The sequence below is a fragment of the Streptococcus hyovaginalis DSM 12219 genome (genome assembly GCF_000420785.1).
GTDB classification, from domain to species: domain Bacteria; phylum Bacillota; class Bacilli; order Lactobacillales; family Streptococcaceae; genus Streptococcus; species Streptococcus hyovaginalis.
Genome location: NZ_ATVP01000011.1, coordinates 46,971 through 71,757, shown reverse-complemented (window position 1 = coordinate 71,757; position 24,787 = coordinate 46,971). Strand labels below are relative to the sequence as shown.

The 24,787-nt window shown below is 42.0% G+C and carries 17 protein-coding genes and 1 pseudogene; 6 read left to right on the top strand and 12 right to left on the bottom strand.

Annotated features, from left to right (window positions below; translation table 11 throughout):
• The 4 genes from lacD to G574_RS0108290 all read right to left on the bottom strand — a co-directional run.
• A partial coding sequence (gene lacD, locus G574_RS0108305; protein WP_037590702.1) for a tagatose-bisphosphate aldolase occupies positions 1–878 on the bottom strand: 878 nt, incomplete at its 3' end.
• 5 nt (positions 879–883) lie between these two features.
• Positions 884–2,059 carry an SIS domain-containing protein gene (locus G574_RS0108300; protein ID WP_029691803.1) on the bottom strand — a complete coding sequence of 392 codons (1,176 nt, stop codon included), beginning with the start codon at positions 2,057–2,059 and terminating at the stop codon, positions 884–886.
• A gap of 10 nt (positions 2,060–2,069) precedes the next feature.
• Entirely contained in the window at positions 2,070–2,789 is a 720-nt protein-coding gene (locus G574_RS0108295) for a GntR family transcriptional regulator (protein WP_029691802.1), read from the bottom strand.
• A 478-nt stretch (positions 2,790–3,267) separates the two neighbouring features.
• Positions 3,268–4,560, bottom strand: a complete 1,293-nt coding sequence (locus G574_RS0108290) for an adenylosuccinate synthase (RefSeq protein WP_029691800.1) — start codon at positions 4,558–4,560, stop codon at positions 3,268–3,270.
• Positions 4,561–4,828: 268 nt separating this feature from the next.
• Here G574_RS0108290 and G574_RS0108285 point away from each other — a divergent pair, with 268 nt between their 5' ends.
• The 5 genes from G574_RS0108285 (at position 4,829) to dusB (ending at position 9,993) form a co-directional block, all read left to right on the top strand.
• Complete coding sequence (locus G574_RS0108285) at positions 4,829–5,878, top strand: PTS sugar transporter subunit IIC (protein ID WP_029691799.1); 1,050 nt, start codon at positions 4,829–4,831, stop codon at positions 5,876–5,878.
• A gap of 164 nt (positions 5,879–6,042) precedes the next feature.
• Positions 6,043–6,771: a hypothetical protein gene (locus G574_RS0108280; protein WP_029691798.1), complete on the top strand. Its 729-nt coding sequence runs from the start codon at positions 6,043–6,045 to the stop codon at positions 6,769–6,771.
• A gap of 23 nt (positions 6,772–6,794) precedes the next feature.
• On the top strand, positions 6,795–8,069 hold the full coding sequence (locus G574_RS0108275) for a toxic anion resistance protein (protein WP_029691797.1): 1,275 nt from the start codon (positions 6,795–6,797) through the stop codon (positions 8,067–8,069).
• Between the two features lie 87 nt (positions 8,070–8,156).
• Positions 8,157–9,029, top strand: a complete 873-nt coding sequence (hslO, locus tag G574_RS0108270; protein ID WP_029691796.1) for an Hsp33 family molecular chaperone HslO — start codon at positions 8,157–8,159, stop codon at positions 9,027–9,029.
• Positions 9,016–9,993: a tRNA dihydrouridine synthase DusB gene (gene dusB / locus G574_RS0108265; protein ID WP_017770363.1), complete on the top strand. Its 978-nt coding sequence runs from the start codon at positions 9,016–9,018 to the stop codon at positions 9,991–9,993. Before hslO ends, dusB begins: the two co-directional genes overlap by 14 nt.
• Positions 9,994–10,096: 103 nt before the next feature.
• Here dusB and G574_RS0108260 read toward each other — a convergent pair whose 3' ends face one another.
• The 5 genes from G574_RS0108260 to rpsB form a co-directional block, all read right to left on the bottom strand.
• Positions 10,097–11,191 (bottom strand): low temperature requirement protein A, encoded by a 1,095-nt coding sequence (locus G574_RS0108260; RefSeq protein ID WP_051130558.1) that lies wholly within the window; start codon positions 11,189–11,191, stop codon positions 10,097–10,099.
• A 549-nt stretch (positions 11,192–11,740) separates the two neighbouring features.
• Complete coding sequence (locus G574_RS0108255; RefSeq protein ID WP_029691794.1) at positions 11,741–14,179, bottom strand: ATP-dependent Clp protease ATP-binding subunit; 2,439 nt, start codon at positions 14,177–14,179, stop codon at positions 11,741–11,743.
• Positions 14,179–14,640, bottom strand: coding sequence for a CtsR family transcriptional regulator (locus G574_RS0108250; protein ID WP_017770081.1), 462 nt, complete (start codon positions 14,638–14,640; stop codon positions 14,179–14,181). The genes G574_RS0108255 and G574_RS0108250 overlap by 1 nt, the downstream gene beginning before the upstream one ends.
• Before the next feature lie 502 nt (positions 14,641–15,142).
• The gene (gene tsf / locus G574_RS0108245) at positions 15,143–16,183 is read right to left on the bottom strand and encodes a translation elongation factor Ts (protein ID WP_017770080.1); all 1,041 of its coding nucleotides are present in this window, start codon (positions 16,181–16,183) and stop codon (positions 15,143–15,145) included.
• A 181-nt stretch (positions 16,184–16,364) separates the two neighbouring features.
• The gene (rpsB, locus tag G574_RS0108240; protein WP_017770079.1) at positions 16,365–17,132 is read right to left on the bottom strand and encodes a 30S ribosomal protein S2; all 768 of its coding nucleotides are present in this window, start codon (positions 17,130–17,132) and stop codon (positions 16,365–16,367) included.
• 301 nt (positions 17,133–17,433) lie between these two features.
• Between rpsB and G574_RS10940 the strand changes: the two are divergent.
• A pseudogene (locus G574_RS10940) lies at positions 17,434–20,498 on the top strand (ATP-binding protein).
• A 68-nt stretch (positions 20,499–20,566) separates the two neighbouring features.
• Here G574_RS10940 and hutG read toward each other — a convergent pair.
• The 3 genes from hutG to G574_RS0108220 all read right to left on the bottom strand — a co-directional run bounded on the left by hutG (position 20,567) and on the right by G574_RS0108220 (position 24,578).
• Entirely contained in the window at positions 20,567–21,565 is a 999-nt protein-coding gene (gene hutG / locus G574_RS0108230) for a formimidoylglutamase (protein ID WP_029691793.1), read from the bottom strand.
• A gap of 107 nt (positions 21,566–21,672) precedes the next feature.
• A complete protein-coding gene (gene hutH / locus G574_RS0108225) occupies positions 21,673–23,214 on the bottom strand; it encodes a histidine ammonia-lyase (protein ID WP_029691792.1) in 1,542 nt (513 codons plus the stop codon).
• Between the two features lie 23 nt (positions 23,215–23,237).
• Positions 23,238–24,578 carry an APC family permease gene (locus G574_RS0108220; protein WP_029691791.1) on the bottom strand — a complete coding sequence of 447 codons (1,341 nt, stop codon included), beginning with the start codon at positions 24,576–24,578 and terminating at the stop codon, positions 23,238–23,240.
• Positions 24,579–24,787 lie beyond the last annotated feature (209 nt).

The window sequence follows — 24,787 nt, the reverse complement described above, 5'->3', positions numbered from 1 at the left end:
CCTTCTTTGATATAAACCTCAACAGCACCAGCCCAGGTCGCACGCCCACAAAGGACCCCATTGAAGTTGGCTCCAGATTCTGCCGCAAAGACCAAGGTCTCTTGGAAGAGTTTAGCTGACACACCAGCACTCAAGTAGATATAAGGCAGTTCGGTCGCTGCTTCTTGATCACGGAAAGCTTGGGCAGCCTCTTCCTTGCTGTAAAGTACCTCTCCCTCTGCAAATCCTTCCACAAAGTTCATGTTAACCGGCACTTCTACTTTGAGCACATCAACACCAAAGCGAGAATCTGAAAAGACTTTCATGGCACCATTGACTTTATGGGCTTTGACTTTGGCAAATTCTGGACTATTGTTATCAGCGATGTTTTCATCATAAGATAAGATTTCAAGATAGAAGGGGATGTCTTCAGCCTGACACTCCGAACCGATACGTTCGATATAGGCTTGTTTTTGATCGTTAACAGCTTTGTCCCCATCTACATCATAATAGAGCAAGAATTTGACAGCATCAGCGCCGGCCTCTTTGATGCGTTTGGCTGACCACACATCCAGGCAGTCTGGAAGACGGCTTGTTGTGGTGGCATCGTAGCCTGTTTTCTCGTAAGCTAGGAGTAGTCCTGCTTCTTCATGACGGACTTTAGTCGCTGGAAGACCATATTCAGGGTCCAGCAAGATAGAAGACGCATAAGGTGTTAATTCCTCTGATACCAAGCTTTTAAGCTCTTCGATTTGGTCAACCGTTGGTTCTGTCTCTTGGTGTTTAGCCATCATGCGTTTGAGTGCCCCACGTTGGTCAAAGGCTAGGGCTGAAATCACCCCATTTTGACTCAAGCGGTCCATAGCTTTGCGTTTGTTTTCGGTTAGTGTTAACATAATGCCTCCTAAGCTTTGTATTCGTGAATAGTTACCCCTTTGACAACACGGTTAACCGTTCCAGTTGCAGATGGTGTGTCAGGAAGATTGTTGACCTTGATAGACGATAGTAATGCAATGGTTTGTGCTACAAAAATGTAAGGAAGAGCGAGATAAGCATCTGGTAGGACAAGATCAGCAGTGAAACCAAAGGTTTGACCAGAAAAGGCTGTTTCACCATCTTGTGCTAACGCTAGTGTTTTAACAGCAATCTTATCAGCTTCGACTTCCTCTAAGATATCCAAATCATACTGACGCACATAAGGATCGTTGTTAACAAATCCAATAACAATCGTTTTCTCATTAACAAAAGATTTTGGCCCATGTCTGAAGCCCATTGACGAATCAAAAACGGTTACAATTTTACCCGCAGTTAATTCTAAAATTTTCAATTGTGCCTCTCTCGTTAAACCGGATAAACTTCCTGATCCGATATAAACCAAGCGATCAAAATCCAAATCAATTAAGCTTTGCAAGTCATTTTCACGCGCAACGACACTTTCAGCCAATGCTGCTGCTGCTTTGACGTAGTTTTCCTTTTGAGGAAGGTCAATACTTTGATCAAAAACAAGCAAGGCAGACAACATCATGCATGAAAAGCTTCCTGTCATAGCGAACCCTGCATCATTAGAACGCTCTGGTTGCAACAATAAGTAGTTGTTATCCTGTGTTTCTGCTGCTTTCGCTAGTTCGCCATCTGGGGCACAGGTAATACTCAAGTGATAAATATTATCAACCAGTTGGTTAGCCAATTGAACAGCAGCTAGACTTTCAGGGCTATTACCACTACGGGCAAAAGAGACTAAGAGAACGGTGTCTTCTGGATAGAAGTAATAGTGAGGTGCTGCAACGATATCAGTCGTCGCAACGCTTGAAAATAGGAAATGGTCACGATCGCCTTTGGTTTGCAAGTAGCTGGCAATGCTATTTCCGACATATTCGGATGTCCCAGCTCCTGTGAAAATAACTTTAACAGGCTTGCCATTAGCTGAAGCAACGATGTCAGCTAAAAAGGCATCAATGGCTGTTTTTTGCAATTGGTAAGAATCAAAAGCTTCTAGCCAAAGTTCTGGCTGTTGCTTAATTTCGCGAGTTGTGATTTCAGCACCAAGTTTGGTGAGTTCATCAACAGATAATTGAAACATATAAATCCTCCTAAGATGGTTGATGCGTAATGTGATAACGGAATTGATCGGCACGTGCAATACTAAAGGTGAACTCTATCATCAAGTTCTTGTCGTTATAAGTGCGACGTGTGATATGTAAGACAGCCGAGCCTTTTTTGATATCCAGCAATTCAGCCTCATAATCTAAAGCAATACTAGCCGCAAACTCTTCCTCTGCAATACGGATATTCTGATTAAAGTCCTGCGCAAAGATATCATAAAGCGGTTTTTGGGGTAGCAACTCTTCTGTAAGACCTTCAAATGGTGCAACTGGCATATAGGTGCGCTCAAACATGAGTGGCAGCCCATCTGCCAAACGCAGACGCTCCAACTCGAAAACCTCTGTTCCGACTTCCATATTAAGATATGATGCTAAATAAGCGGTGACAGGGACTTTTTCAAAGGATAAAATCTTCGTTTCAGGCGTTTTGCCCAATTTTCGCATCTGCTCTGTAAAACTATAGGTAGAAGCCAAATCTGTCTTAACATTTTCAATGCTAGAAACAAATGTCCCCTTCCCCTGCATTTTATAAATAAGACCTCTTGCTTCCAACTCTTTCAAGGCCTGTCGTACTGTAATACGACTAACCTGGAACTCTTCGCTAAGTTCTCTTTCCGAAGGAAGTCGGTCATTAGCTGACATAGAATCACGAATCTTCAGCTCCAAAGTATCAACCATTTTGAGATACAATGGTTTTGTTTCTGTCATTACAATTACCTCCTTTCTTAACTTGTTATAACCACTTAAAGTATATAATATAATATAGAGCATTGTCAAGCTAAAATAGCATATCCACTTAAGAAAAAATAAACAGCTACCTTTCCTGTTTTTGATGGCCACTAAAAAGATCCGAAGAACTTTCGGGCATCTTTCTTATCTATCATCTTATCTTCAAAATCCCTTATAGCCTCATACAACATCACAATGCTAAATCATTATCACAACCACCTGTTAGGCAGGTGGTATATTTGTTCTTGCACCTTTCGGAGAAGAGCAGACTAAAATTACATTAATAAAAAACGACTCAAACCCTGCCTTGCAATGACATGAGTTTAAGTCGTTTATAAGCTTATCTGAGCTTGTCAGCACCGTGGCCAAATCCCACAAAAATCAGCACTCTTGAAAGCTATCAGCTCAAGGCTAGTAACACTTGGCTTGTCAGCATTCAAAACAAGCTATCTTAAGCTTAAATATTAGCCCACACGGACTCTAAGATGTTGGTTTGTTCACGTCCTGGTCCTACTGAGAAAGTAGAGATACGGACACCGACTAACTCGCCAATACGGCGAACATAGTTACGCGCATTTTCTGGCAATTCGTCCAAGCTACGCACGCCTGTAATATCTTCAGACCAGCCCGGCATTTCTTCGTAGATTGGTTTACAACGTTTGAGCTGTTCAAGACTTGCTGGATAATGGTCGATACGCTGACCATCAAGATTGTAAGCGACACAAATTTTAACAGTGTCAAGACCTGAGAGCACATCGATAGAGTTAAGCGAAAGGTTGGTAATGCCTGATACACGGCGGCTGTGGCGCATAACTACAGAGTCAAACCAGCCTACACGACGCGGACGACCAGTTGTTGTACCATATTCTTTACCAACTTCACGGATACGATCGCCAACTTCATCAAATAATTCTGTTGGGAATGGGCCATCACCAACACGACTGGTATAAGCTTTACATACACCGACTACTTTATTGATTTTAGATGGGCCGACACCTGAACCAATAGTCACACCACCTGCAACAGGGTTTGAAGACGTTACAAATGGGTAAGTTCCTTGGTCAATATCAAGCATAACCCCTTGTGCACCTTCGAAAAGAACACGTTTGCCAGCATCAAGGGCATCATTAAGGATAACTGAAGTATCCGTTACATACTGCTTAATTTCTTGTCCATATTGGTAGTATTCTTCAAAAATCTCATCGAAAGCGATAGGATCTGATTCATACATTTTTTCAAAGAGGCGGTTTTTCTCAGCCAAGTTAGTTTTGAGACGTTCCGCAAAAATATCCTTATCCAAAAGGTCAGCAATACGGATACCAACACGCGCAGCCTTATCCATGTAGGCAGGGCCAATACCTTTGATAGTTGTCCCGATTTTATTGTCTCCTTTAGCATCTTCTTGAAGTTGATCAAGCTTGATGTGGTAAGGCAAAATAACATGGGCACGGTCTGAGATGCGAAGATTGTCCGTCGTCACACCCTCTTCGTGAAGATAATTCAACTCTTTCACTAAAGACTTTGGATTAACAACAACACCATTACCAATAACAGAAATCTTTTCTTTGAAGAAAATCCCCGACGGAATCAAGTGAAGTTTGAACTTCTTCCCATCGATTACAATCGTGTGGCCAGCATTGTCACCACCTTGATAACGTGCGATGACTTCTGCATCTGCTGATAAGAAATCTGTGATCTTACCTTTACCTTCGTCACCCCATTGGGTACCAACAACTACAACTGATGTCATATATCTGATTCGGGCATTGCTCAATCCCTGAGCTAAACCCTGCTCCTTTTCTGAAAAACTATTGGCAGGAATCTCACCTGCAAGTTTATCTTACACTCCATTATAGCAAAAACCGAAATCTTTTACTACCATCCATATCGTTTTTAACCATTTCAACAAGTTTATCCTAAAATCACGATCAAAATCCATCAAATTCCGAATATTGCTTGGTCTTTGGCCATCTTTGGAGTACAATTAATGAAATAGCTCATTTAGAAAAGGAAGTCATATGTCATTTCTTAAACGTAAGGGAGTCACCCTGTCTGCAAAATCCTATCTCATTGACGCCATGTCTGCTATGGCGCAAGGCCTCTTTGCGTCCTTACTTGTGGGAACGATCCTAAGTACCATCGGACAACTAGCAGGTTTAACGCTCTTAGCTGATATTGGGCAATTCGCCTCAAGTATCAAAGGGGCTGCCATGGCTATGGCTGTCGGTTATGCTCTCCAAGCACCTCCACTGGTACTCTATTCCCTACTAGCCGTAGGACAGGCTAGCGATCAGTTAGGAGGAGCCGGAGGGCCTCTAGCGGTTTACGTGATTAGCCTGATCGCTTGTGAAATAGGTAAATTAATCAGTAAAGAAACCAAATTAGATATTTTAATAACACCTTTGGTGACAATCATTTCAGGCAGTCTGCTGGCTCTTTGGATAGCTCCAACAATCGGACAAGTGGCTAGTTCATCCGGAAATCTGATCATGTGGGCTACCGAGCTGCAACCTTTCCTGATGGGAGCACTGATAGCCATTTTTATGGGAATGATTTTAACACTCCCCATTAGCTCTGCTGCCATTTGTGCTGCTCTTGGCTTAACTGGTCTAGCTGGAGGGGCTGCTCTTGCTGGTTGTTGTGCTCAGATGATCGGCTTTGCAACTATGTCTTATCGCGCAAATGGCATGGCTGGTTTTGTCGCCCAAGGATTGGGAACATCCATGTTGCAAGTTCCTAACATCTTGAAAAAACCGATCATCTGGCTGCCGACGATCCTCACTTCAGCTGTTACCGGTCCCTTAGCGACAATGTTCTTTAAGCTAGAAATGAATGGTCCTGCTATTTCATCTGGTATGGGAACGAGCGGCTTGGTAGGGCAAATCGGGGTTTACACCGGTTGGATATCAGACATCGCAGCAGGCCACAAAACAGCCATAACAAGTCTGGATTGGATCGGTTTAGTGACCATTTCTTTCCTATTACCCGCTGTTTTAACTGGAATTCTATCACATATCTGCCAAAAATGGCATTTATATTCTGACAAAGATTTGCGACTGGATTTGTAGGCAGTGATTGCTTAATTTGAAACATTCGCCTCTTTGTCACTCGTTTCTCGCTAATAATTACGCAACGCATTTTTTCTGCTGTTTCACTGTTTAAAATTGTGTTCACTCTGCCTTTAGAGTACAATATGAGTAACATGTATATATTAGAAAGCGACTGATTCTCTATGGAATTTCTCTTCATTGTTATCGTCTTAGTTGCTATTTCAGGCTTAGGCACCTATTATGCGACAACACGGCCAACAGCCCTTGCAAGACGGAACACCGCTCTTAGACTACAGGATCTCAAAGACACGATCCAACAAGCCGATCACCAGGTCAAACTTTTGGATAATTACCTAGCTGACCAAAATTATACCCAATACAGCATCGTTGCCCGTCAATTATTACCTAAGCTAGAACACATCAAAGCGGAATCAAATGACCTCAAAGACGACATGGATCTCAAAATCTACCGTCGTGTCACCAAAAAAGCAAACGATGTCCAAGCAGATGTCACCTTACAATTAGAGAGGCTTCACATCGCAACTGATTTAGAACCTGCCAGCGAGGAGGAAACCAAACTCCTCAAACGGGCGCCAGAATTGACAACTATCTACCACAATATCCAACGTGATCACCGGACTATTATGGAAAAAATCAAGAAAGCTGACAACAAGGAAGAACTGACTGCTCTTCACGAGACTAACATGCAGCGCTTCGACGATATTCTGACGGGTTATCTCAAAATCAAGGAATCTCCAAAGGACTATTATAATGCAGAAGAACGCTTAGCTGAAGCCAAGGCAGCCCTTGAGCAGTTTGACTTGGAATTAGATGAAACCCTCCGTCAGCTCAACGAATCTGGTCTCAAAGATTTTGATGTTAGCCTACGCATGATGCGTGACAAGGTATAAAGTAAAAAGAAAAGGACTCTCATATGGCTGAATTTAATTTTGATATTGATAAAATTGCTGATAGCGCTGTTTCAAAAACAGATAAGACCACTGAAATCATCGCCTCTGAACCCGAAACCTCGACGGGTCAAATCGCCTTCTTAGAAAAATTATCACCAGAACAAAAATCAGCTATTGAAGCCAAGGCTCCTGCTCTGGTCGATGCTTTTGTCGATGACCAAAACTATCTCTTGGACTTTGGAACATCTGCTGTGGAGGAAGTTAACAAAACAGTTAACCATATCCTCTCCGAACAGAAAAAACTGGAAATTCCACAAGTTGACGATCTCCTTGCTGAGACGAATCGTGAACTCAATGGTTTTATCGCTAAATACAAAGATGTCAAACCAGCTGAGTTAGAAAAGAAACCTAACTTTATTGAAAAATGGTTCAACAAAGGAAAATCTAACCTCCAAGAATTCTACTTCGACTCTAAGACCATTGAACAAAAGATGGATACCATGGCTGCAAGTGTCGTTAAGCAGGAAGAGACGTTAGCACGAAATATCGTTTCTGCCGAGATGCTGATCGAAGATAACACCAAATCTATTGAAAATTTAGTCGGTGTCACCGCCTTCCTGGAAGCAACGCAGAATGAAGGAGCGCGCCGTGCAGAGGCATTGCAAAAGCAGGTTGCCCAACTCGATAATGCCGACCCAGAATTTCACGCCAAATCAGAGGAATTAGCGCGTATGACCGAAGTCATCAACACTTTGGAGCAACAACATACCGAATACATGAGCCGTCTCTATGTCGCTTGGACGACGACACCACAAATGCGTAATCTAGTCAAAGTCTCATCAGACATGCGCCAAAAACTCGGTATGCTCCGTCGCAATACCATCCCGACCATGAAGCTTTCTATCGCTCAACTGGGCATGCTACAACAATCTGTCAAATCTGGCGCAACAGCAGATGCTATTGTCAATGCTAATAATGCCGCTCTGGAGATGTTGGCGCAAACTAGCAAAGAAGCTATCCCTGCCCTCGAACGTTCAGCTCAAAGCCCAACACTATCTATAGAGTCTGTCACAACATTAGCTGAAAGCCTCGTTGAACAAAACAATGGTATTATCGCTGCTATCGATAACGGACGTAAACAACGGGCGCAGCTGGAAACAGCCATCGTCAAATCAGCGGATACTATCAATGATTCGGTGAAACTTCGCGATCAAAAGATCGTCCAAGCCCTCCTCAATGAAGGTAAAGAAGTCCAAAAAAATGTCGAAGCTGAAAATAATAGCCAAAATAATGACTAAAAAATCCTCGCTTTTGAGAACAAGACTCCTTACTTGAGGAGTTTTCTCTTGCCCAAAAATCAGATCAAATATGATAAAATAAGTCTTATGGATAAATTAATCAAATCAATCTCCGAATCAGGTGCTTTCAGAGCTTATGTCCTTGACAGCACTGAGACTGTTAAACAAGCACAGGTCAATCATAATACCCTATCATCATCAACGGTCGCACTTGGCCGTACCCTCATTGCCAATCAAATCCTAGCTGCCAATCAAAAAGGCGACAGCAAAGTGACCGTCAAGGTTATCGGCAATAGTTCCTTTGGTCACATTATCTCCGTTTCAGATACAAAAGGAAATGTCAAAGGCTACATCCAAAATACGGGTGTGGATATCAAGAAAACAGCAACTGGTGAAGTTCTCGTAGGACCTTTCATGGGATCTGGTCAATTCATCGTTATCGTAGACTATGGCACTGGCAATCCTTACACCTCAGCTACACCACTCATTTCTGGCGAAATCGGCGAAGACCTTGCCTACTATCTGACAGAAAGTGAGCAAACACCTTCTGCTGTTGGTCTCAATGTCCTCTTAGATGAGAATGACCAAGTCAAAGTGGCTGGTGGTTTCATGCTCCAAGTTCTTCCAGGGGCAACTGAGGAAGAAATCCGCCGCTACGAGAAACGGATTCAAGAAATGCCAGCTATCTCAACGCTCCTTGAGTCCGATGATCATGTCGATGCTCTTTTATCAGCCATCTATGGCGACGAGCCCTATAAACGCTTGTCAGAAGAAAGGATTGGGTTCAACTGTGATTGTTCACGTCATCGCTTTGAATCCGCTCTAGCAACACTACCAGTAGCTGATTTAGAAGATATGCGTGATCACGATCACGGTGCCGAAATTGTTTGTCAATTCTGTGGCACTAAATACTACTTTAACCAGAACGATTTGGAGGCTATTATCCGTGACAAAGCTTAATTCATCATTCATGATTGGAAATGTCGAAATCCCACACCGTACTGTTCTAGCGCCTATGGCAGGGGTGACTAACTCTGCCTTTCGTACCATCGCTAAAGAGTTTGGTGCAGGACTCGTTGTCATGGAGATGATTTCTGAGAAAGGATTGCTCTACAACAACGAAAAAACCCTTCACATGCTCCATATCGATGAAAATGAGCACCCTATGTCTATCCAGCTCTTTGGTGGTGATGCTGAAGGTCTCAAACGTGCTGCTGACTTTATCCAATCCAATACCAAAGCTGATATTGTTGATATTAATATGGGTTGTCCAGTGAACAAGGTTGTTAAAAATGAAGCTGGTGCCAAGTGGCTCAAAGACCCTGACAAGATTTATCATATCGTTAGCGAAGTGACCTCCGTTTTGGATATCCCTCTGACCGTAAAAATGCGTACCGGTTGGGCTGACAGCTCACTAGCTGTTGAAAATGCTCTCGCTGCAGAGTCTGCTGGTGTTTCTGCTCTTGCCATGCACGGTCGTACTCGGGAGCAGATGTACCGTGGTCACTGTGACCATGAAACACTGGCACGTGTTTCAAAAGCCATCACTAAAATCCCATTCATTGGAAATGGAGATGTTAAAACCGTTCATGATGCTAAATTCATGATTGAAGAAATCGGTGTTGATGCTGTTATGGTTGGTCGTGCTGCTATGAATAACCCGCACATCTTTACCCAAATTAACCATTTCTTTGAAACTGGAGAAGAATTACCAGATTTACCATTCGCTAAGAAATTAGATATTGCCGAAGAGCATCTGAAACGACTTGTAGCGCTTAAAGGTGAAATGATCGCTGTCCGTGAATTCCGTGGGCTTGCTCCTCACTATCTCCGTGGGACAGCAGGGGCTGCAAAAGTGCGTGGTGCTGTTTCACGTGCAGAAAGTTTCAACGAAGTCCAAAACTTATTTAACACCATTCGTTAAAAGACTTTTCCAACCTATCTGACTATGATGGCCTTAAAAGCCAGTAGATAGTCATTTATGAACACGAAATCAGCTTGTCTTGCGACAAGCTGATTTTTGATGATTAAGTTTCTCCCATTTGATAAAACAAATAGGCCAAGCACCCTGTCATCAGGGCGGTAATAAGCGTTACGAAAAGGTGGTTGGCTGCAAATACCATAGACAGGGCAAAGGCGATGCCATAAGCTGTTAAAACACGCAACAAAAACCGATCAGACAAATGACGCGTCGCCTTATTATAAGTATTATGCAAGACAATGCTAAAATAATATAAGCCCAAAGCGATGAACAAGAAGAGAACCATAAAGAGACTATTAACACCTTCTTCGGTTAGAAAGCTCAGAGCAGCGGTTATCATGGTCAAACTCAGAAAGATGACATAGTGTAAGTAGATCAAGCGCATTCCTGTGGTATGGGGATTGTCATGGTCAATATCGACATAAAATTCTTCATAATAAAACCAAAACAAAGAAAGAACAATAAGAAAGAAGAGAATGGACTGAAAGGAAAAACGAGACATAGTAAAGTATTTGGCGATACCACCCATAATCATTTCACCAAAGGTAATAATCACCAAAAGTGTCATCCTCTCCACCAAATGGGCGAAGCTAATCGGGACACGACTGGTATCTTTTCGAAAGAAAATCGGAAGAATCAGGCCTGCCAGAAATCCTGCCAAATAAAAATAAAGGCCAAAAGTCAGGGAAATGAAAAGACTGACAGCGACCAAACCAAATCGTATCCCTAAAATAAGCAAGTAATTTTGAATCACTTCCCGATGCTCTGGACCAGGATAATGCCTTAACTCCAAAAAGTACTGGGTAAATAAACTCGCTGTCAATAAGAGAACCAAAACCACAAAAGGGGTAAACTGTCCTCGCCACTCTAGCGTAAAACTATTAGACAAGAGCAACAAGAGTCCCATATCTAAAAAAAGAAAAGCATTATTTTTAGGACTTTCTTGACCATAACGATTCAGAAAGACTGTTTGATAAACCCAAATATTAATCAAAAACAGAAATGATAAGGTGAATATCACAAAATCCTCCCAAGGAATGATGCCATCATGAAGATGATGAATCAAGGTCATAGAACGCCCAATGGCATAGACATAGACCAAGTCAAAGAACAACTCTGGTATGGATACTTTTTTATGCATAGTAACTTTCTCTTACAATTGTGATATCCCTATTATAACGCAAAAAATCTCCTGATTCATCAGGAGATTTGAGATTGTAGACAAAGTCTCTTTCGGACTTTCCTTGGGGTTCTTGCTTTCCCATTTCAAGGCTCGAATTTAAAACTGTCCAGTGGACAGTTTTAACAGGCGACTCCTGAAGTCAGGGAAGTGACTTTAGGAAGGTTGGAAATAGGGAACGGCGGAGCACTTCTCAAAGCCTCCGAGTTGTGGAGAAAGTGTCACTTTCTTGATTTCCCACCTTAGACAGTCTGGGAGACTGTCTAAATACAGCGGGAAGTCTCGATTCAGGTTCACTTGGCTCGCAAAAACAACTATTTTTTAGCAGAGCTGCTCAGTTTATTTATTCAGATATAGTTTGTCTTCAGTTTCAAGTCTCCAAAACAGGAAAGAACCCGTTTGTTTAGAGGATTGTCTGAACATAGATACCAATCATCCCGATAGCAATGGCTTGTTGCTATTATTTTCCGAGGAGAAACTTATCAGACGACTTTTTTAAGCAAGATGGACTTAAGTCACCTCAAACTTCAATTTGCCTTGTTTCATACCAATTTTAAGGGTGTGTCCAGCAGAGAGCTGTCCCGAGAGGACTAATTCTGCCAGGTGGTCTTCGACTTGTGTCTGCAAGGTACGACGAAGTGGGCGTGCTCCCATTTCAACATCATAACCTTCTTCAGACAGGTGTTTCAAGGCTGATGGTTGAATCTTCAAGACAATGTCTTTCTCAGCCAATTGCTTGATTAAAGGTTGTACCATGATCTTAACTACTTGGCGCATATCCTCTTGGCTAAGGCTATGGAAGACGACTTTTTCATCAATACGGTTGATAAATTCTGGTCGGTAAGCCTTTTTCAATTCTTCAAAAATCCGTTTTTCCATAGCATCATGATTATGTGATAGATCTTGAGCCCCGAAACCAACGGTTTTGTCATCTCGAAGCGCTGTCGCCCCTAGATTGGAGGTCATGATGATAAGGGTATTCGAAAAATCCACTTTACGGCCACGACTATCCGTCAAAACACCGTCATCCAGAACTTGAAGCAAAACATTGAAAATGTCTGGATGCGCTTTTTCCACTTCATCAAAAAGAAGAACGGAGTAAGGTCTTTGACGCACTTTCTCCGTCAATTCCCCGCCTTCTTCATAACCGACATAACCTGGAGGAGCCCCATTTAGACGGGATGCCGCAAATTTTTCCATGTATTCTGACATATCAAAACGGATTAAGGCTGACTCATCATCAAATAGGACTTCTGCTAAGGCTTTTGCCAGCTCTGTCTTACCAACACCAGTAGGTCCTAGAAACATAAAGGAACCGATTGGACGTTTTCCTGTTCGGATACCGGATTGATTGCGTCGTATGGCACGACTAATGGCTGAAATAGCCGCCTCTTGACCAATGACACGCTTGTGTAACTCTTTTTCAAGATTGAGGTATTTTTGATTTTCTGTCTGGGTCATTTTTTCAACAGGAATTCCTGTCAGACGACTAAGCGTTGCTAAAATGTGCTCCTCAGTCACCTTAACCACTTTTGGCAGAGCTAGCGTTTCCTCTTTCTTAAGCAAACGCGTCACTGTCTTCATATCCTGGTCCAAAAGCGCTTCATCTATTGAAGACAATTCTGCTTGCGCTTCTTTTTTAACCATGGTTTGCACAGTGGCACTGGATTCATCGATCAAATCAATCGCAGAGTCTGGTAGATGCTTACTAGTCATGTAGCGGTGAGCCGCTTTAACAGCTGACATCAAGGCTTCATCAGAAAGACTAACATGATGATAAGCTTCATAACTCGGACGAAGACCTTTCAAAATCTCAAAGGCATCCGCCACACTTGGCTCTTCAATCAGAATTTTTGCAAATCGGCGTGACAATGCCGCATCCTTTTCGATATGTTTTTGGTATTCTTCCTGAGTCGTTGCTCCTACCATGTGAAGGGTGCCACGAGAGAGGGCTGGTTTTAAAATGTTAGCCGCATCTAAGGTGCTATCAATCCCACTACCAGAACCCATGATGGTATGCATTTCATCCACAAACAGGATAATATGACCATCAACTTCGATATCATCAATGATTTGGTTCATACGTTCTTCAAAATCACCGCGAAAACGGGTTCCTGCTACCACACTCATCATGTCTAGCTCCAAGACACGCATATCTCTTAATTCATAAGGAATCTCTCCACTGACAATGCGTTGAGCCAATCCATAAGCTAAGGCTGTCTTACCGACACCAGCCTCACCAACCAAGACAGGATTATTTTTTGTCTTACGGCTGAGCACTTGGACCATGCGCGAAATTTCCTTGTCACGCCCCACAACAGTCTCTAACTCACCTGCCTGCGCCATAGCCGTCAAATCACGTGTAAAGTCGGCTAGCTCACCAACTGTTGATGGTGGCTTCATCATATCTGTAAAATTACCACCCTTAGGACGTTTTGGTTTTTTCAACTCATGAATGGCTTTGACTTGGTCCTTCGTAAAACCAGCATGTTTTTCCAGACTTTGTCGGAGATTAAAGAGCGAAATGCCTTCGCCATCATTTTTAGCTTTAAATCCCGCCAATTCTAAGATACGAACTGGCATCAAGCGAGGGCTTAGCAAAATTGCCATTAAAACGTGTTCTGTGCCAACCTCTTCGTCATTAGTGATTTGACTGATCTGCTCTGCAAACTGAAGCACTTCCATGGTAGCAGCAGATTGCTCATATAGGTCAAAACGCTGAACGGAATCATCATACGTTTTTTCTGTCGCTAAAATAGTCGCTGCAAAGTAGTCTTGTTCATTAGCCTCTTGATCAAACTCACGGAAAGTTAAGCCTGCTATGGTTTCATCACTAACAATTAACCCCAACAAAAGATGCCAACTTTCAAGGAGTTGACATGAAAACTGTGTCGCAATCATTTGGGACAACCCAAAAACATCTTGCATTTTTTGTGAATACTTAACCATTATGAATCCTTTTTTCTATCTAACCGATGCAGTATTTTCCGCAACATCCTCGTCCTGATCTGGGGAGCTTCATCACCCAAAACTTCGTCTGAGCTCATGGCTAAGAGCATATTGCCCTCACGTTGCGTAATAACCTTTTCTTCAAACAAAAGCTGAATCAGATCATCAAAAACATGCTGACTAATTCTGTCTCCAAGGGTAGCCATCAAACTGCCTAATAATTGATGGTTGTCTGAAAATTTGACCTTAGCAATGCGAATATAGCCACCACCGCCACGCTTGCTTTCAACCAAGTAACCTCTACTTTCTGTAAAGCGTGTCTTAATGACGTAGTTGATCTGACTCGGAACAACCTGAAAAGACTCCGCTAAGTGAGACCGTTTGATTTCCGTCATTCCTGACTGAGCCAATAAATGCTTGATATATTCTTCAATCTGATCAGAAGTATTTTTGGACGGCATCGCTCTTCCCTTTCGTTCTTTGACTATAACTGACTATTATTATATCAGATTTTGACTATAAGGGAAACCAAAAGTATTGAAGTGAAACATCCTCTAGAGACACGTCAATTATGGTTGCCAAAACCAAACTTTACCTTAATGAGTCCTTGCAGATGACCTTGTTTGGGTAGCATGGGTAGTAAGTAACACCAATAGCTTTGACATACCCTCTAATAAGTCTAGAGAATGACCCAGAATAGACAACACTAAGCCAGGGTATTGCTTTCAATTAAGGAGAAAACTGACATGTGACGGGCAGAAACCTACCTTATTAAACCTTTTGGCAACCTTTCTCAGCTTCTTATCCTGCAACCCTATCTAGTCTATCCACCTCGTGACTAAGAGCAAAAGATTTCTTAAGCCATTTAAACCATTGTAGCTTTTTCCTAAAATGCTTAACAAAGCAAAAAGAGACTGGCTTCAAATCCAGTCTCTTAATGATTTATCTTAACGATAAATGATCTTATTTACCAAGAGCTGCTGCCATTGTAGCTGCAACTTCATTTTCAAAGTCGTTTGAAGCTTTTTCGATACCTTCACCAACTTCGAAACGAGCAAATGCAACAACTTTAGCATTTACTGACTCCAAGTATTGTTCAACAGTCTTGCTGTCATCCATGATGTAAACTTGTGCAAGAAGTGTGTACTGTTGGTCAACTTTAGTGTTGTCAAGCATGAAACGGTCCATTTTACCTGGGATGATTTTGTCCCAGATTTTTTCTGGTTTACCTTCAGCAGCAAGTTCTGCCTTGATGTCTTCTTCAGCTTTTGCAATTACTTCGTCGGTCAATTGAGCTTTTGATCCATACTCAAGGTGTGGAAGAGCTGGTTTGTTAACCATAGCACGTGATTCGTTATCTTGATCGATAACGTGGTTCATTTGTGCCAACTCATCTTTAACAAATTGCTCATCAAGCTCTGTGTATGAAAGAACAGTTGGGTTCATTGCAGCGATGTGCATTGAAACTTGTTTCGCAAGCGCTTCGTCGCCACCTTCGATAACAGAGATAACACCGATACGGCCACCGTTATGTTGGTAAGCACCGAAAGCTTGGTCGTCTGTCTTTTCGATAACTGCGAAACGACGGAATGAGATTTTTTCACCGATTGTAGCTGTTGCGTTAACGTATGCTTCTTCAAGTGTTTCACCTGAAGCCAATTTCACTTTAACAGCTTCTTCGTTGTTAGCTGGTTTAGCTGCAGCAAGTGCTTTTGCAGTTTCATTAACCAACTCAACGAATTGAGCGTTTTTCGCAACGAAGTCAGTCTCAGCGTTAACTTCAACGACAGCAGCAACGTTACCGTCAACATAAACACCGGTCAAACCTTCTGCAGCGACACGGTCAGCTTTTTTAGCTGCTTTAGCCATACCTTTTTCGCGAAGCAATTCAATAGCTTTATCGATATCGCCATCAGTTTCCACAAGTGCTTTTTTAGCGTCCATAACACCAGCACCTGATTTTTCGCGCAATTCTTTAACGAGTTTTGCAGTAATTTCTGCCATGAGTAGATCTCCTTAGTTATTAGATGCGAGAGATGTTTAAAACATCCCTAAGTCAATTAATCACAACCATCATAAATGAAAGGGACAAGGGCTTAGCCCTGCCCCTTTCGCAAGTAATAGCCACAATTCCTCCTATCGGAATCAGTGACGAAAATGGACAAATGTCCTTTGTAACCTAATATTAGTTGTTGTCGCCTTCTACAACTTCAACAATTTCTTCAATAGAATCTGCTTTAGCTTCTTCTTGGAAGTCAACATCAGCATCTTCACCTTGGCGACCTTCGATAACAGCGTCAGCCAATTTAGAAGTAATCAATTTAACGGCACGAATAGCGTCGTCATTCGCTGGGATGATAACATCGATCTCATCTGGATCAGCGTTTGTATCAACCATCGCTACAACTGGAATACCAAGTTTTTTAGCTTCTTTAACAGCGATTTGTTCTTTATGTGGGTCAACGATGTAGATCACATCTGGAATGCGAGGCATGTCTTCGATACCACCCAAGAATTTTTCAAGACGTGCACGTTGTTTGTTCAACAATGCCACTTCTTTCTTAGGAAGTACTTCGAAAGTTCCTTCTTCTTCCATACGTTTGATTTCTTTCAAACGAGCGATACGTTTTTGAATAGTATCCCAGTTTGTAAGTGTCCCCCCCAACCAACGGTGGTTGATGTAGTATTGACCAGCGCGAGTTGCTTCTTCAGCTACTGCTTCAGCGGCTTGCTTTTTAGTACCAACAAACAAGATAACCGCATCGTTTGCTGCTGCATCACGAACGAAGTCATAAGCTTGATCAGCCAATTTTACAGTTTGTTGAAGGTCGATAACGTGGATACCGTTACGCTCAGTAAAGATATACTTAGCCATTTTTGGGTTCCAGCGACGAGTTTGGTGACCAAAGTGAACACCAGCCTCAAGAAGTTGTTTCATTGAAATTACTGCCATGAGTAGTTTCTCCTTTATGTTTTTTTCCTCTCCCAGACGTCAGCTCGCAGGCCAACCCGTAGGCAACAGGACCACGATTGATCTAGGATGAGTATTTGTTGCTTATGCAACTAGTATATCGTATCAAAAATAGGTAAAAAATGCAAGTCATAATAAGCAATCTTTCAGAGACACTATCCGCTCTGTTTCACATCTTTAGCTTATCATAATCTCATAGAAATCCCATTTAGACTTGCTAAATTAGCACATTTAGGTTATAGTCAAAGTGAATCTATATGGAGGCGCTTACACTATCGTTAAAATGACGTTCCAATTGCTTGGTCAGCCAAAAATTTTCCTAGATAATGAAGAACAATTTTTTACTTTCGCTAAAGTAAACGCCCTTCTTTATTATTTGGTTCTAAGCGATACTGTTCAGCGAGAAATGGCTGCCAGTTTACTGTGGGGAAATAAGAGCACTCAGACTGCAAAAAAAATCTGAGAAACACCATTTACCAGGCCAATAAGGCTATGAAAAATGATGTCATCATCTGCCCAAACCGAAATCTTTTAACCCTTAATCCGGAAATCTCCGTCGAAAGCGATGTGGCATCTTTTTTAGAAGACCCCGTCAAACACCTTGATCTTTATCAAGGGGACTTTCTCCAAGGTTTTTATCTTAAAAACTGTGACGAATTTGATCTTTGGTTATCTAGTCTACGTGTCAAATATGAGCAATACTATTTAGAAGCTGCTTATCAAAAGATTGAAGCCGGTCTGTCACTAGCAACTGTTCACGACGCTGAGAAACATTTGAAACAGCTCATTGAGCGAGATGAATTTGAAGAAAAAAATTACCAGCCCCTCATGCAACTCTATCAAAAAGAGGGGCGCTCTAGCAAAGTCATCGAAACTTACTACTAACTTATCAATCTCCTTGATAAAGAACTAGGCATTCAACCAAACCCTCAAAGCCAACAAATTTACCAAGAGGTCCTTGCCAAGGATCGAAATGATCGTAAAGTTAGCTATTTTTTACGGACAGAGCACCTTTTTTTAGGACGCATTGATGAGATCAAACAGTTAGAGGCCTTTTTTGCGACCTGCCTCATCACTCAAGATGTGAGAGCTATGTTACTAGTGGGAGATACCGGGATAGGCAAACGCACCTTAGCTAGACAGGTCCTCACCAACCAAATGCAACACTTCCAAATCGTTACCTTAAATTGTTTTCGCGAAGAAGCTGGAGATGCGCTACTGCCCTGGAAAAATTTTTTGAACCGATTAGAAGATCTGGTCATTCAGTACCGGTTATGGACAACATCAGACTGGAAGCAAGAATTAAAACGACTCCTGCCTTCTGATTACCATGAGAAAGGGGTTCCTGGATATTCCGATCACATCCGTTTAATCATAGGGTTTATTGTGACCGTTTTGCAGCAACTTGCCGAAATGAAACCCCTAATCATCTTGATTGAAGACATTCACTGGATGGATACTGAAAGTTTAGGTATTCTCCAACGCGTCTTGCATCGCCTAGCGCAATATCCTGTCGCTTTTGTGCTCACAAAACACTTGGGAACACCTCCACATCTAGATGAGTGCCTTAATGCCTTAACCCGTCAGGGAAAATTGGACCGGGTACAACTCCAACCGTTTTCGCGAGAAGAGAGTTTTGATTTTATCCGTAGCCAACTGACTGATCGCCGCTTGAGCGATGACGAACTGGAACAACTCTACCAGTCCAGCCAAGGAATCCCCTTCTTTTTATCGGAATACACGCAACTGTTACGACGTAATGAAAAATTCACACCGTTAACTCCCGCCATCAAAGCTAAGCTAGGGTTAAAATTAGCGAATTTAGATAGCTTAGATAATGAATTGTTAAATTACCTCTCCTGTTGTCCTAAGCCTGTGCCATTAAACACGCTGGCGCAATTAATGACCTTGTCTTTAGAAGAGGTAATTGCCATCGTTGATAATCTTGGGTATTTTTACATTCTTAAAGAGTCTAGCGAAGATGATGATATTTTGGTGTCATTTCGACAACACATCATCCATCTTTACTGCTACGACAGGCTATCGTTATCTAAAAAACGGTTGTTGCACGGTCAAATCGCCAGCCGTTTGGAAGCCTTGCTGCCTATCCTATCGCAGAATCCCCAAATCATGGAAGAGATTGCCTATCACTACACGCAATCTCATCAAGTCCTCAAGGCTTTAGAATATCAACTCCATTATTTAGAAGCGATCTTGGAAGCGCAACATGAAGTTTTTCCCATTTATAATCGCTATTTGTCTTCAAATGATCTGATTCTTCAACATAATCAAACCGTGATTGAAGAACGGTTTGAAACGATTCGAAAGCACATTAGGGATCTGGAAAGCCATTACAGTAATCATCCCGATTTTCAAGAATTGCTGATTCGCTTTTCTTATTTAGAAGGTCGCTATCAGATTCGTATTGGTTACTATCAGGAGGGGATCAAACATATTCAAACCGTGATTGCGCTGGCTAATGACCTCAATCAGACCTCCTTCTTGTTAGAAGGTTACCGCCAACTGATCCATTACTGTATCCAGGTCGAAAACAAAACAGAGATGAAATACTATACTGAACTCTCTCTAGCTGCTGCTGTTTCGGCTAATCATTTCGAAGCTATTGCGATCAGTCTCAGATTCATGGGACTTTATCACCTCATTGTAGGACAATTAGACGATGCGCAAAGGCTGCTTTTACAATCGATTGACTTCTTTAGAATAACACCTGCTGTAGAGTCTCAATACGCCATCCAAATCGCAGCGGCCTTAGATTATCTAGCAGAAATTGCACAGATCAATCAGGACTTCGATAAGGCGATTCAATACCAAAACGAAGCCATCAGACTCACCGAGCAAAAATCTGCTGAGCTACCTGCCAGTGTTTTCTATATTGGCTTGGGTATCACCTATTTTTCCTTAAATCATTTTAACCAAGCAGAGAGTTGCTTCATTCAGGCTAAAAAACATTTAAAAAAACACCTCAATCCTTGGAGAGAGACTCAACTCCAGGTTTACTGGGCCATGACCCAATGGTACAAAGGCAATTCCCAACCTACCATACAACTCCTTCATCAAAGCGAGCAGTTAATGACCAAGTATGGAAATCCTCGAGATCGAGGGACTGTTTTCTATCTAATGGCGATCATCAAGTATCACCTGCTAAAATCTACTCACCAACTAAAAGCAGCTGACGCATCTTTCTTAAGCAACTTATTGAGAGAACCTTTTGAGCACTATTATGAAGTGGCCATCGCTCATCTCAATCCCTATCGTGATGCCCATTTGGTAAAAGAGTTAGAAAGCTTGCATCACCAACTGAATACTCCAAAAAACCAACAGCATTGATTAGGATAAAAAGGCCCTAGTGGTTGAATACTTAGAAGCATTCAACCACTAGGACCTTTTGTCTGTTTTCAAGGTTTCCCATAGCTATGCTGAGCCATGATTTGAACCAAGTAGAAGATAAAAGTGGCAGCGAGATTGGCGGTGTGTTTATCAATATCATGTGGCGGAGATACTTCCACAATGTCAAATCCGACTAATTTGCCGCTGGCTGCAATATGTTGTAAGAGTAAGATAGCTAGATTGGGATCCACACCTAGAGATTGAATGGCGCTCACTCCTGGTGCTGATCCCACTGAAAAGCAGTCCATATCAATGGTGAGATAAACGCGAGATTGATTTTCTAAAAAGGCATCTATTTTTTGACAAACGCGTTGATAACCCATCTGATAAATATCTTGGCCAGTCAGAAATTGAATGCCTTTTGAGCGTGCAACAAAATCAAATAAAAAGAGATTATTGTTATGTTCTTGAATGCCTAAAACAAGGTAGTTAAACACTCTGTTTTCTAACAAGTCATCATCAAACATTTGACGAAAGCCTGTACCTGAATTGGGACCTGTCTTATCGTATGGTCTCAAATCGAAATGTGCGTCCATATTGATGACAGCTAGCTCCTCATCGACACTTAACTCTTGGCGTAAGCCAAGATAATGCCCATATGCCGTTTCGTGACCACCACCTAGTACAATAGGAACTATATTGAGTTCACACATCCGTTTGATAGCTTCAGATAGACTCGTTTGTAGTTGTTCCAAAGAACGATTAGGCCCGTCAATATTGCCAACATCATAAACCATGACTTGATTACCCAAATGCCAAGGTAGTTTAGCTAATTGACTACGAATCTCCCTGGGACCTTCTACGGCACCAACACGTCCATTGTTAATATAAACCCCCTTGTCACTTTTAAATCCTATTAGACCAAAATGGATTCCTTCAAACGGCACTAAGTTGTCATCATTAAGGTCTAAAAAAGTTATAACCATTCCCCATTTGGCTGTGTAAAGATCGTCTTCGATTGCTCCGTGATAATAAGGTGTACTACTTGGGTAATAGTCTGCTAGCATGTCATCCTCCTTAGGTTTTATCATACCAAAACTTCTCTTAAATTCAAGTCATATCAAATAGGAAAAGGCCATGACAGGCGCCATAGCTCTTTTCACTCTCCTGAACTCTAAAATTGAATATCTAATGCCACAGCTTGTTCAATGGCTTCAAGGAAGGTCGGATCCTCAATGACAGCTGAAGCCTTGTTCAACTCGTCATAAATCTCGATATCCTTGTCATGGGCAATCATCTTAACCTCTTTCCGGAAAAGATCATAGGCCACCTTAGTACCAGCTCCTAATTCATGCTTCTCGGGTTTTAAATCAAGCGCTTGGCAAGCTGCCATAATTTCTGTGGCTACTATGCGGCGAGAATTTTTCAAAATCTCACCAGCTTTTCGAGCGGCTGTTGTCCCCATGCTGACAAAGTCTTCTTGATTTTCACAAGATGGGATAGAATCAACGCTGGCTGGATGTGACAAGACTTTATTTTCAGATGCTAAAGAAGCACAAGCATATTGTGTAATCATAAAACCTGAATTTAAGCCAGGATGTTTAACCAGGAATGACGGTAATTTACTCAGTTGGCTATTAACCAAACGCTCAACGCGGCGTTCAGAGACATTACCAATTTCTGAAATGGCGATACCCAAGAAGTCAAACGGCTGTGCCATTGGCTCTCCATGGAAGTTTCCTCCAGAAATGACATGGCCGTCTTTACAGATAATTGGGTTATCCGTGACAGAATTAATCTCAATGTCAACTTTCGATTTCACATAGGCAATACTGTCTTTACTTGCGCCGTGAATCTGAGGAATACAGCGCAGTGTATAAGGATCTTGCACTCTATACTGGGTCGCAACTGTTGTATTCTGACTACCCTTTAGGAGATTTCGGATATTTCGGGCAGTTGCTAACTGACCACTTTGAGGACGAATAGTATGAAGATTTTCCTCAAAAGGACTGGTAATGCCATTGTGAACTTCTAATGAGAGGGCTCCTGCTACATCAGATAGTTTGAGAAGTTGAATAGCATCATAAGTTGCTAGAGCTCCTATTCCTGTCAAAACTGTTGTCCCATTAATCAATGCCAAACCTTCTTTAGCAGCTAAGGCTATTTTGGTGATACCTGCTCTATCAAGCGCTTCTTGACCAGAAAGGAGTTGGCCCTTATAGTAGGCTTTTCCTAAACCTAGCATCGGTAATACCATGTGAGCAAGTGGTGCTAGATCCCCTGAAGCACCTAGCGAACCTTTTTCTGGGATATAAGGATGAACCCCTTTATTTAACAGTTCTAACAGTTTTTCAATGGTGGATAACCGAATGCCCGAGTAGCCTTTCACCAAGGAGTTGATCCTAATAAGCATGATAGCTCTAACGACATCCTCTGCTAAAGGATTTCCGTAACCACTGGCATGAGTTCGAATTAGGTTTTCTTGAAGTTGTACAGTATCTTCTGTTGAAATGCTGACGTTGCAAAGTGATCCAAATCCAGTCGTAATTCCATAAACAACACGTTTTTCTTGAACAATGTCATCAACAATTTTCCGCGAGGCATTCACTGCCTTCACAGCTCTATCATCAATCTCGCAGATTACTCCTTGACGCGCAACTGCGATGACATCTTCAAGGGTAAGACCGTCACCGTCTAATTTTATTACTCTTGTCATATCTTTTCTCCTCACTCTACTCCTCATACTGCGTGATCTGCGTGATGTTTAGTTTTCTTCTTGTGTCCATGCATCATATAATAAACACTGCTTGCAATCACAATCCCGATAGCACCGCGAACAAAGTGCATCGGATCATCTCCCCAGATCATAAGCAAGCTAACCCCAACGGCTAGCCATGGAATAACTGGACCAAATGGCACACGGAAAACCACGTTAGCATTTGGCTCGTCTTTCCGTAACTTCATTACCGCCAAAGCTGTTGGAATGTATTGGAAGAAGCGGAAAACAACACTGAGCGTTGCTAAACTTTCAAAAGATCCAGATAGTAATAAGATAACTGCAATGGCACCTGAAATCACGATAGCCACAACTGGTGCCCCATTTTTATTTTGTTTGGCGAAGTTAGCAGGTAGGAGTCCCTCTTCTGCTATAGCAGCACCGTAACGAGGAACCATGATAGATTCACCCATGTTAAGACCTGTAATAGAGATCAAGGCTCCAATAGATACCATCCAAGCCCCTGCAGGGCCGATCATTTTCATAAAGGCATCCTGTACTGGTGCATCAGTATTCATGATACCACTACCTAACATAGCAATAGTACCGCCAATAATTAACATATACAGGATAGAAACGATACTAATAGAACCAAGAATAGCTCTAGGAACATTCTTTTCAGGATTTCGCATTTCCCCGGCTACGATAGACAAGGTTTCAAAACCGATAAAACCATAGAAAATGTAGACTGCCGTGTTAGAAACTGCACCTAAAAGATTGGTTCCAGGTTCTAACTGAACAAATGGTGTAAAGTTAGGAAGCCCATTTTTGATAAAGAAAATCGTACATGCTGAAAAGGCAACAATAGGAATTAACTTCGCGATAGTCGCTGTAATCGTGAAGATTTTTGAGGTTCTTAGACCCGCAATGTTCATTAGTGACAATAAGATAATCAGGGTAATACTTAGTGGGATATTCCAGCCTGTAAAAGCTGGGAAGGTAATGATAAACATTTTAGCAAATCCCGCTGCCATGGCTGCCCAGGCAAAGATGGTAACTGCCCAGCCTAGAAAACCGACATTGAAACCAACAAAATCCCCAAAAGCACGTTTGGAATATTGAAAGGCACCGCCATTTTTTCCAAAATAACCTGCCACTTCTGCAAAACAGACCGCTAACATAATCGTTAGAAGGGCTGTACCAAACATGACGGCTATCGATGCTGGGCCAAGTCCTTTGTAAATGGCCTGCGGCAAGAGAAATATACCAGAACCGATAACGGCATTTATGCCATAGAGGGTTGCACCACTCAAGCTAAACTTAGCCTGCTCTCTTTCTTGTTCGTTGATATGATTTGACGCCATAATAATGCTCTCCTTTTTATCAAAATGACGTTTACAAATAGTTACTGAAATGTTCGATGAATGATAAAGTTGCTAACAAACGCTGAACACCTTGTCAAAACGTGTCAACCAACCTTTAGGACTTATGGTTGATCTGAGACAAGCGCTTGGCTCCCGCTAATATCCCCCAATCATACAATACAGGAGCGTTTCACGAGGTTCTATTGACT

Excerpts from the sequence above, each read along its gene's own strand:
- G574_RS0108290 (WP_029691800.1), bottom strand. The coding sequence starts at position 4,560 with ATGACATCAGTTGTAGTTGTTGGTACCCAATGGGGTGACGAAGGTAAA.
- G574_RS0108300 (WP_029691803.1), bottom strand. The coding sequence starts at position 2,059 with ATGTTTCAATTATCTGTTGATGAACTCACCAAACTTGGTGCTGAAATC.
- G574_RS0108260 (WP_051130558.1), bottom strand. The coding sequence starts at position 11,191 with ATGCATAAAAAAGTATCCATACCAGAGTTGTTCTTTGACTTGGTCTAT.
- hslO (WP_029691796.1), top strand. The coding sequence starts at position 8,157 with ATGGATAAATTAATCAAATCAATCTCCGAATCAGGTGCTTTCAGAGCT.
- G574_RS0108285 (WP_029691799.1), top strand. The coding sequence starts at position 4,829 with ATGTCATTTCTTAAACGTAAGGGAGTCACCCTGTCTGCAAAATCCTAT.
- G574_RS0108295 (WP_029691802.1), bottom strand. The coding sequence starts at position 2,789 with ATGACAGAAACAAAACCATTGTATCTCAAAATGGTTGATACTTTGGAG.
- G574_RS0108220 (WP_029691791.1), bottom strand. The coding sequence starts at position 24,578 with ATGGCGTCAAATCATATCAACGAACAAGAAAGAGAGCAGGCTAAGTTT.
- tsf (WP_017770080.1), bottom strand. The coding sequence starts at position 16,183 with ATGGCAGAAATTACTGCAAAACTCGTTAAAGAATTGCGCGAAAAATCA.
- rpsB (WP_017770079.1), bottom strand. The coding sequence starts at position 17,132 with ATGGCAGTAATTTCAATGAAACAACTTCTTGAGGCTGGTGTTCACTTT.
- hutG (WP_029691793.1), bottom strand. The coding sequence starts at position 21,565 with ATGCTAGCAGACTATTACCCAAGTAGTACACCTTATTATCACGGAGCA.
- hutH (WP_029691792.1), bottom strand. The coding sequence starts at position 23,214 with ATGACAAGAGTAATAAAATTAGACGGTGACGGTCTTACCCTTGAAGAT.
- G574_RS0108280 (WP_029691798.1), top strand. The coding sequence starts at position 6,043 with ATGGAATTTCTCTTCATTGTTATCGTCTTAGTTGCTATTTCAGGCTTA.
- G574_RS0108275 (WP_029691797.1), top strand. The coding sequence starts at position 6,795 with ATGGCTGAATTTAATTTTGATATTGATAAAATTGCTGATAGCGCTGTT.
- G574_RS0108255 (WP_029691794.1), bottom strand. The coding sequence starts at position 14,179 with ATGGTTAAGTATTCACAAAAAATGCAAGATGTTTTTGGGTTGTCCCAA.
- G574_RS0108250 (WP_017770081.1), bottom strand. The coding sequence starts at position 14,640 with ATGCCGTCCAAAAATACTTCTGATCAGATTGAAGAATATATCAAGCAT.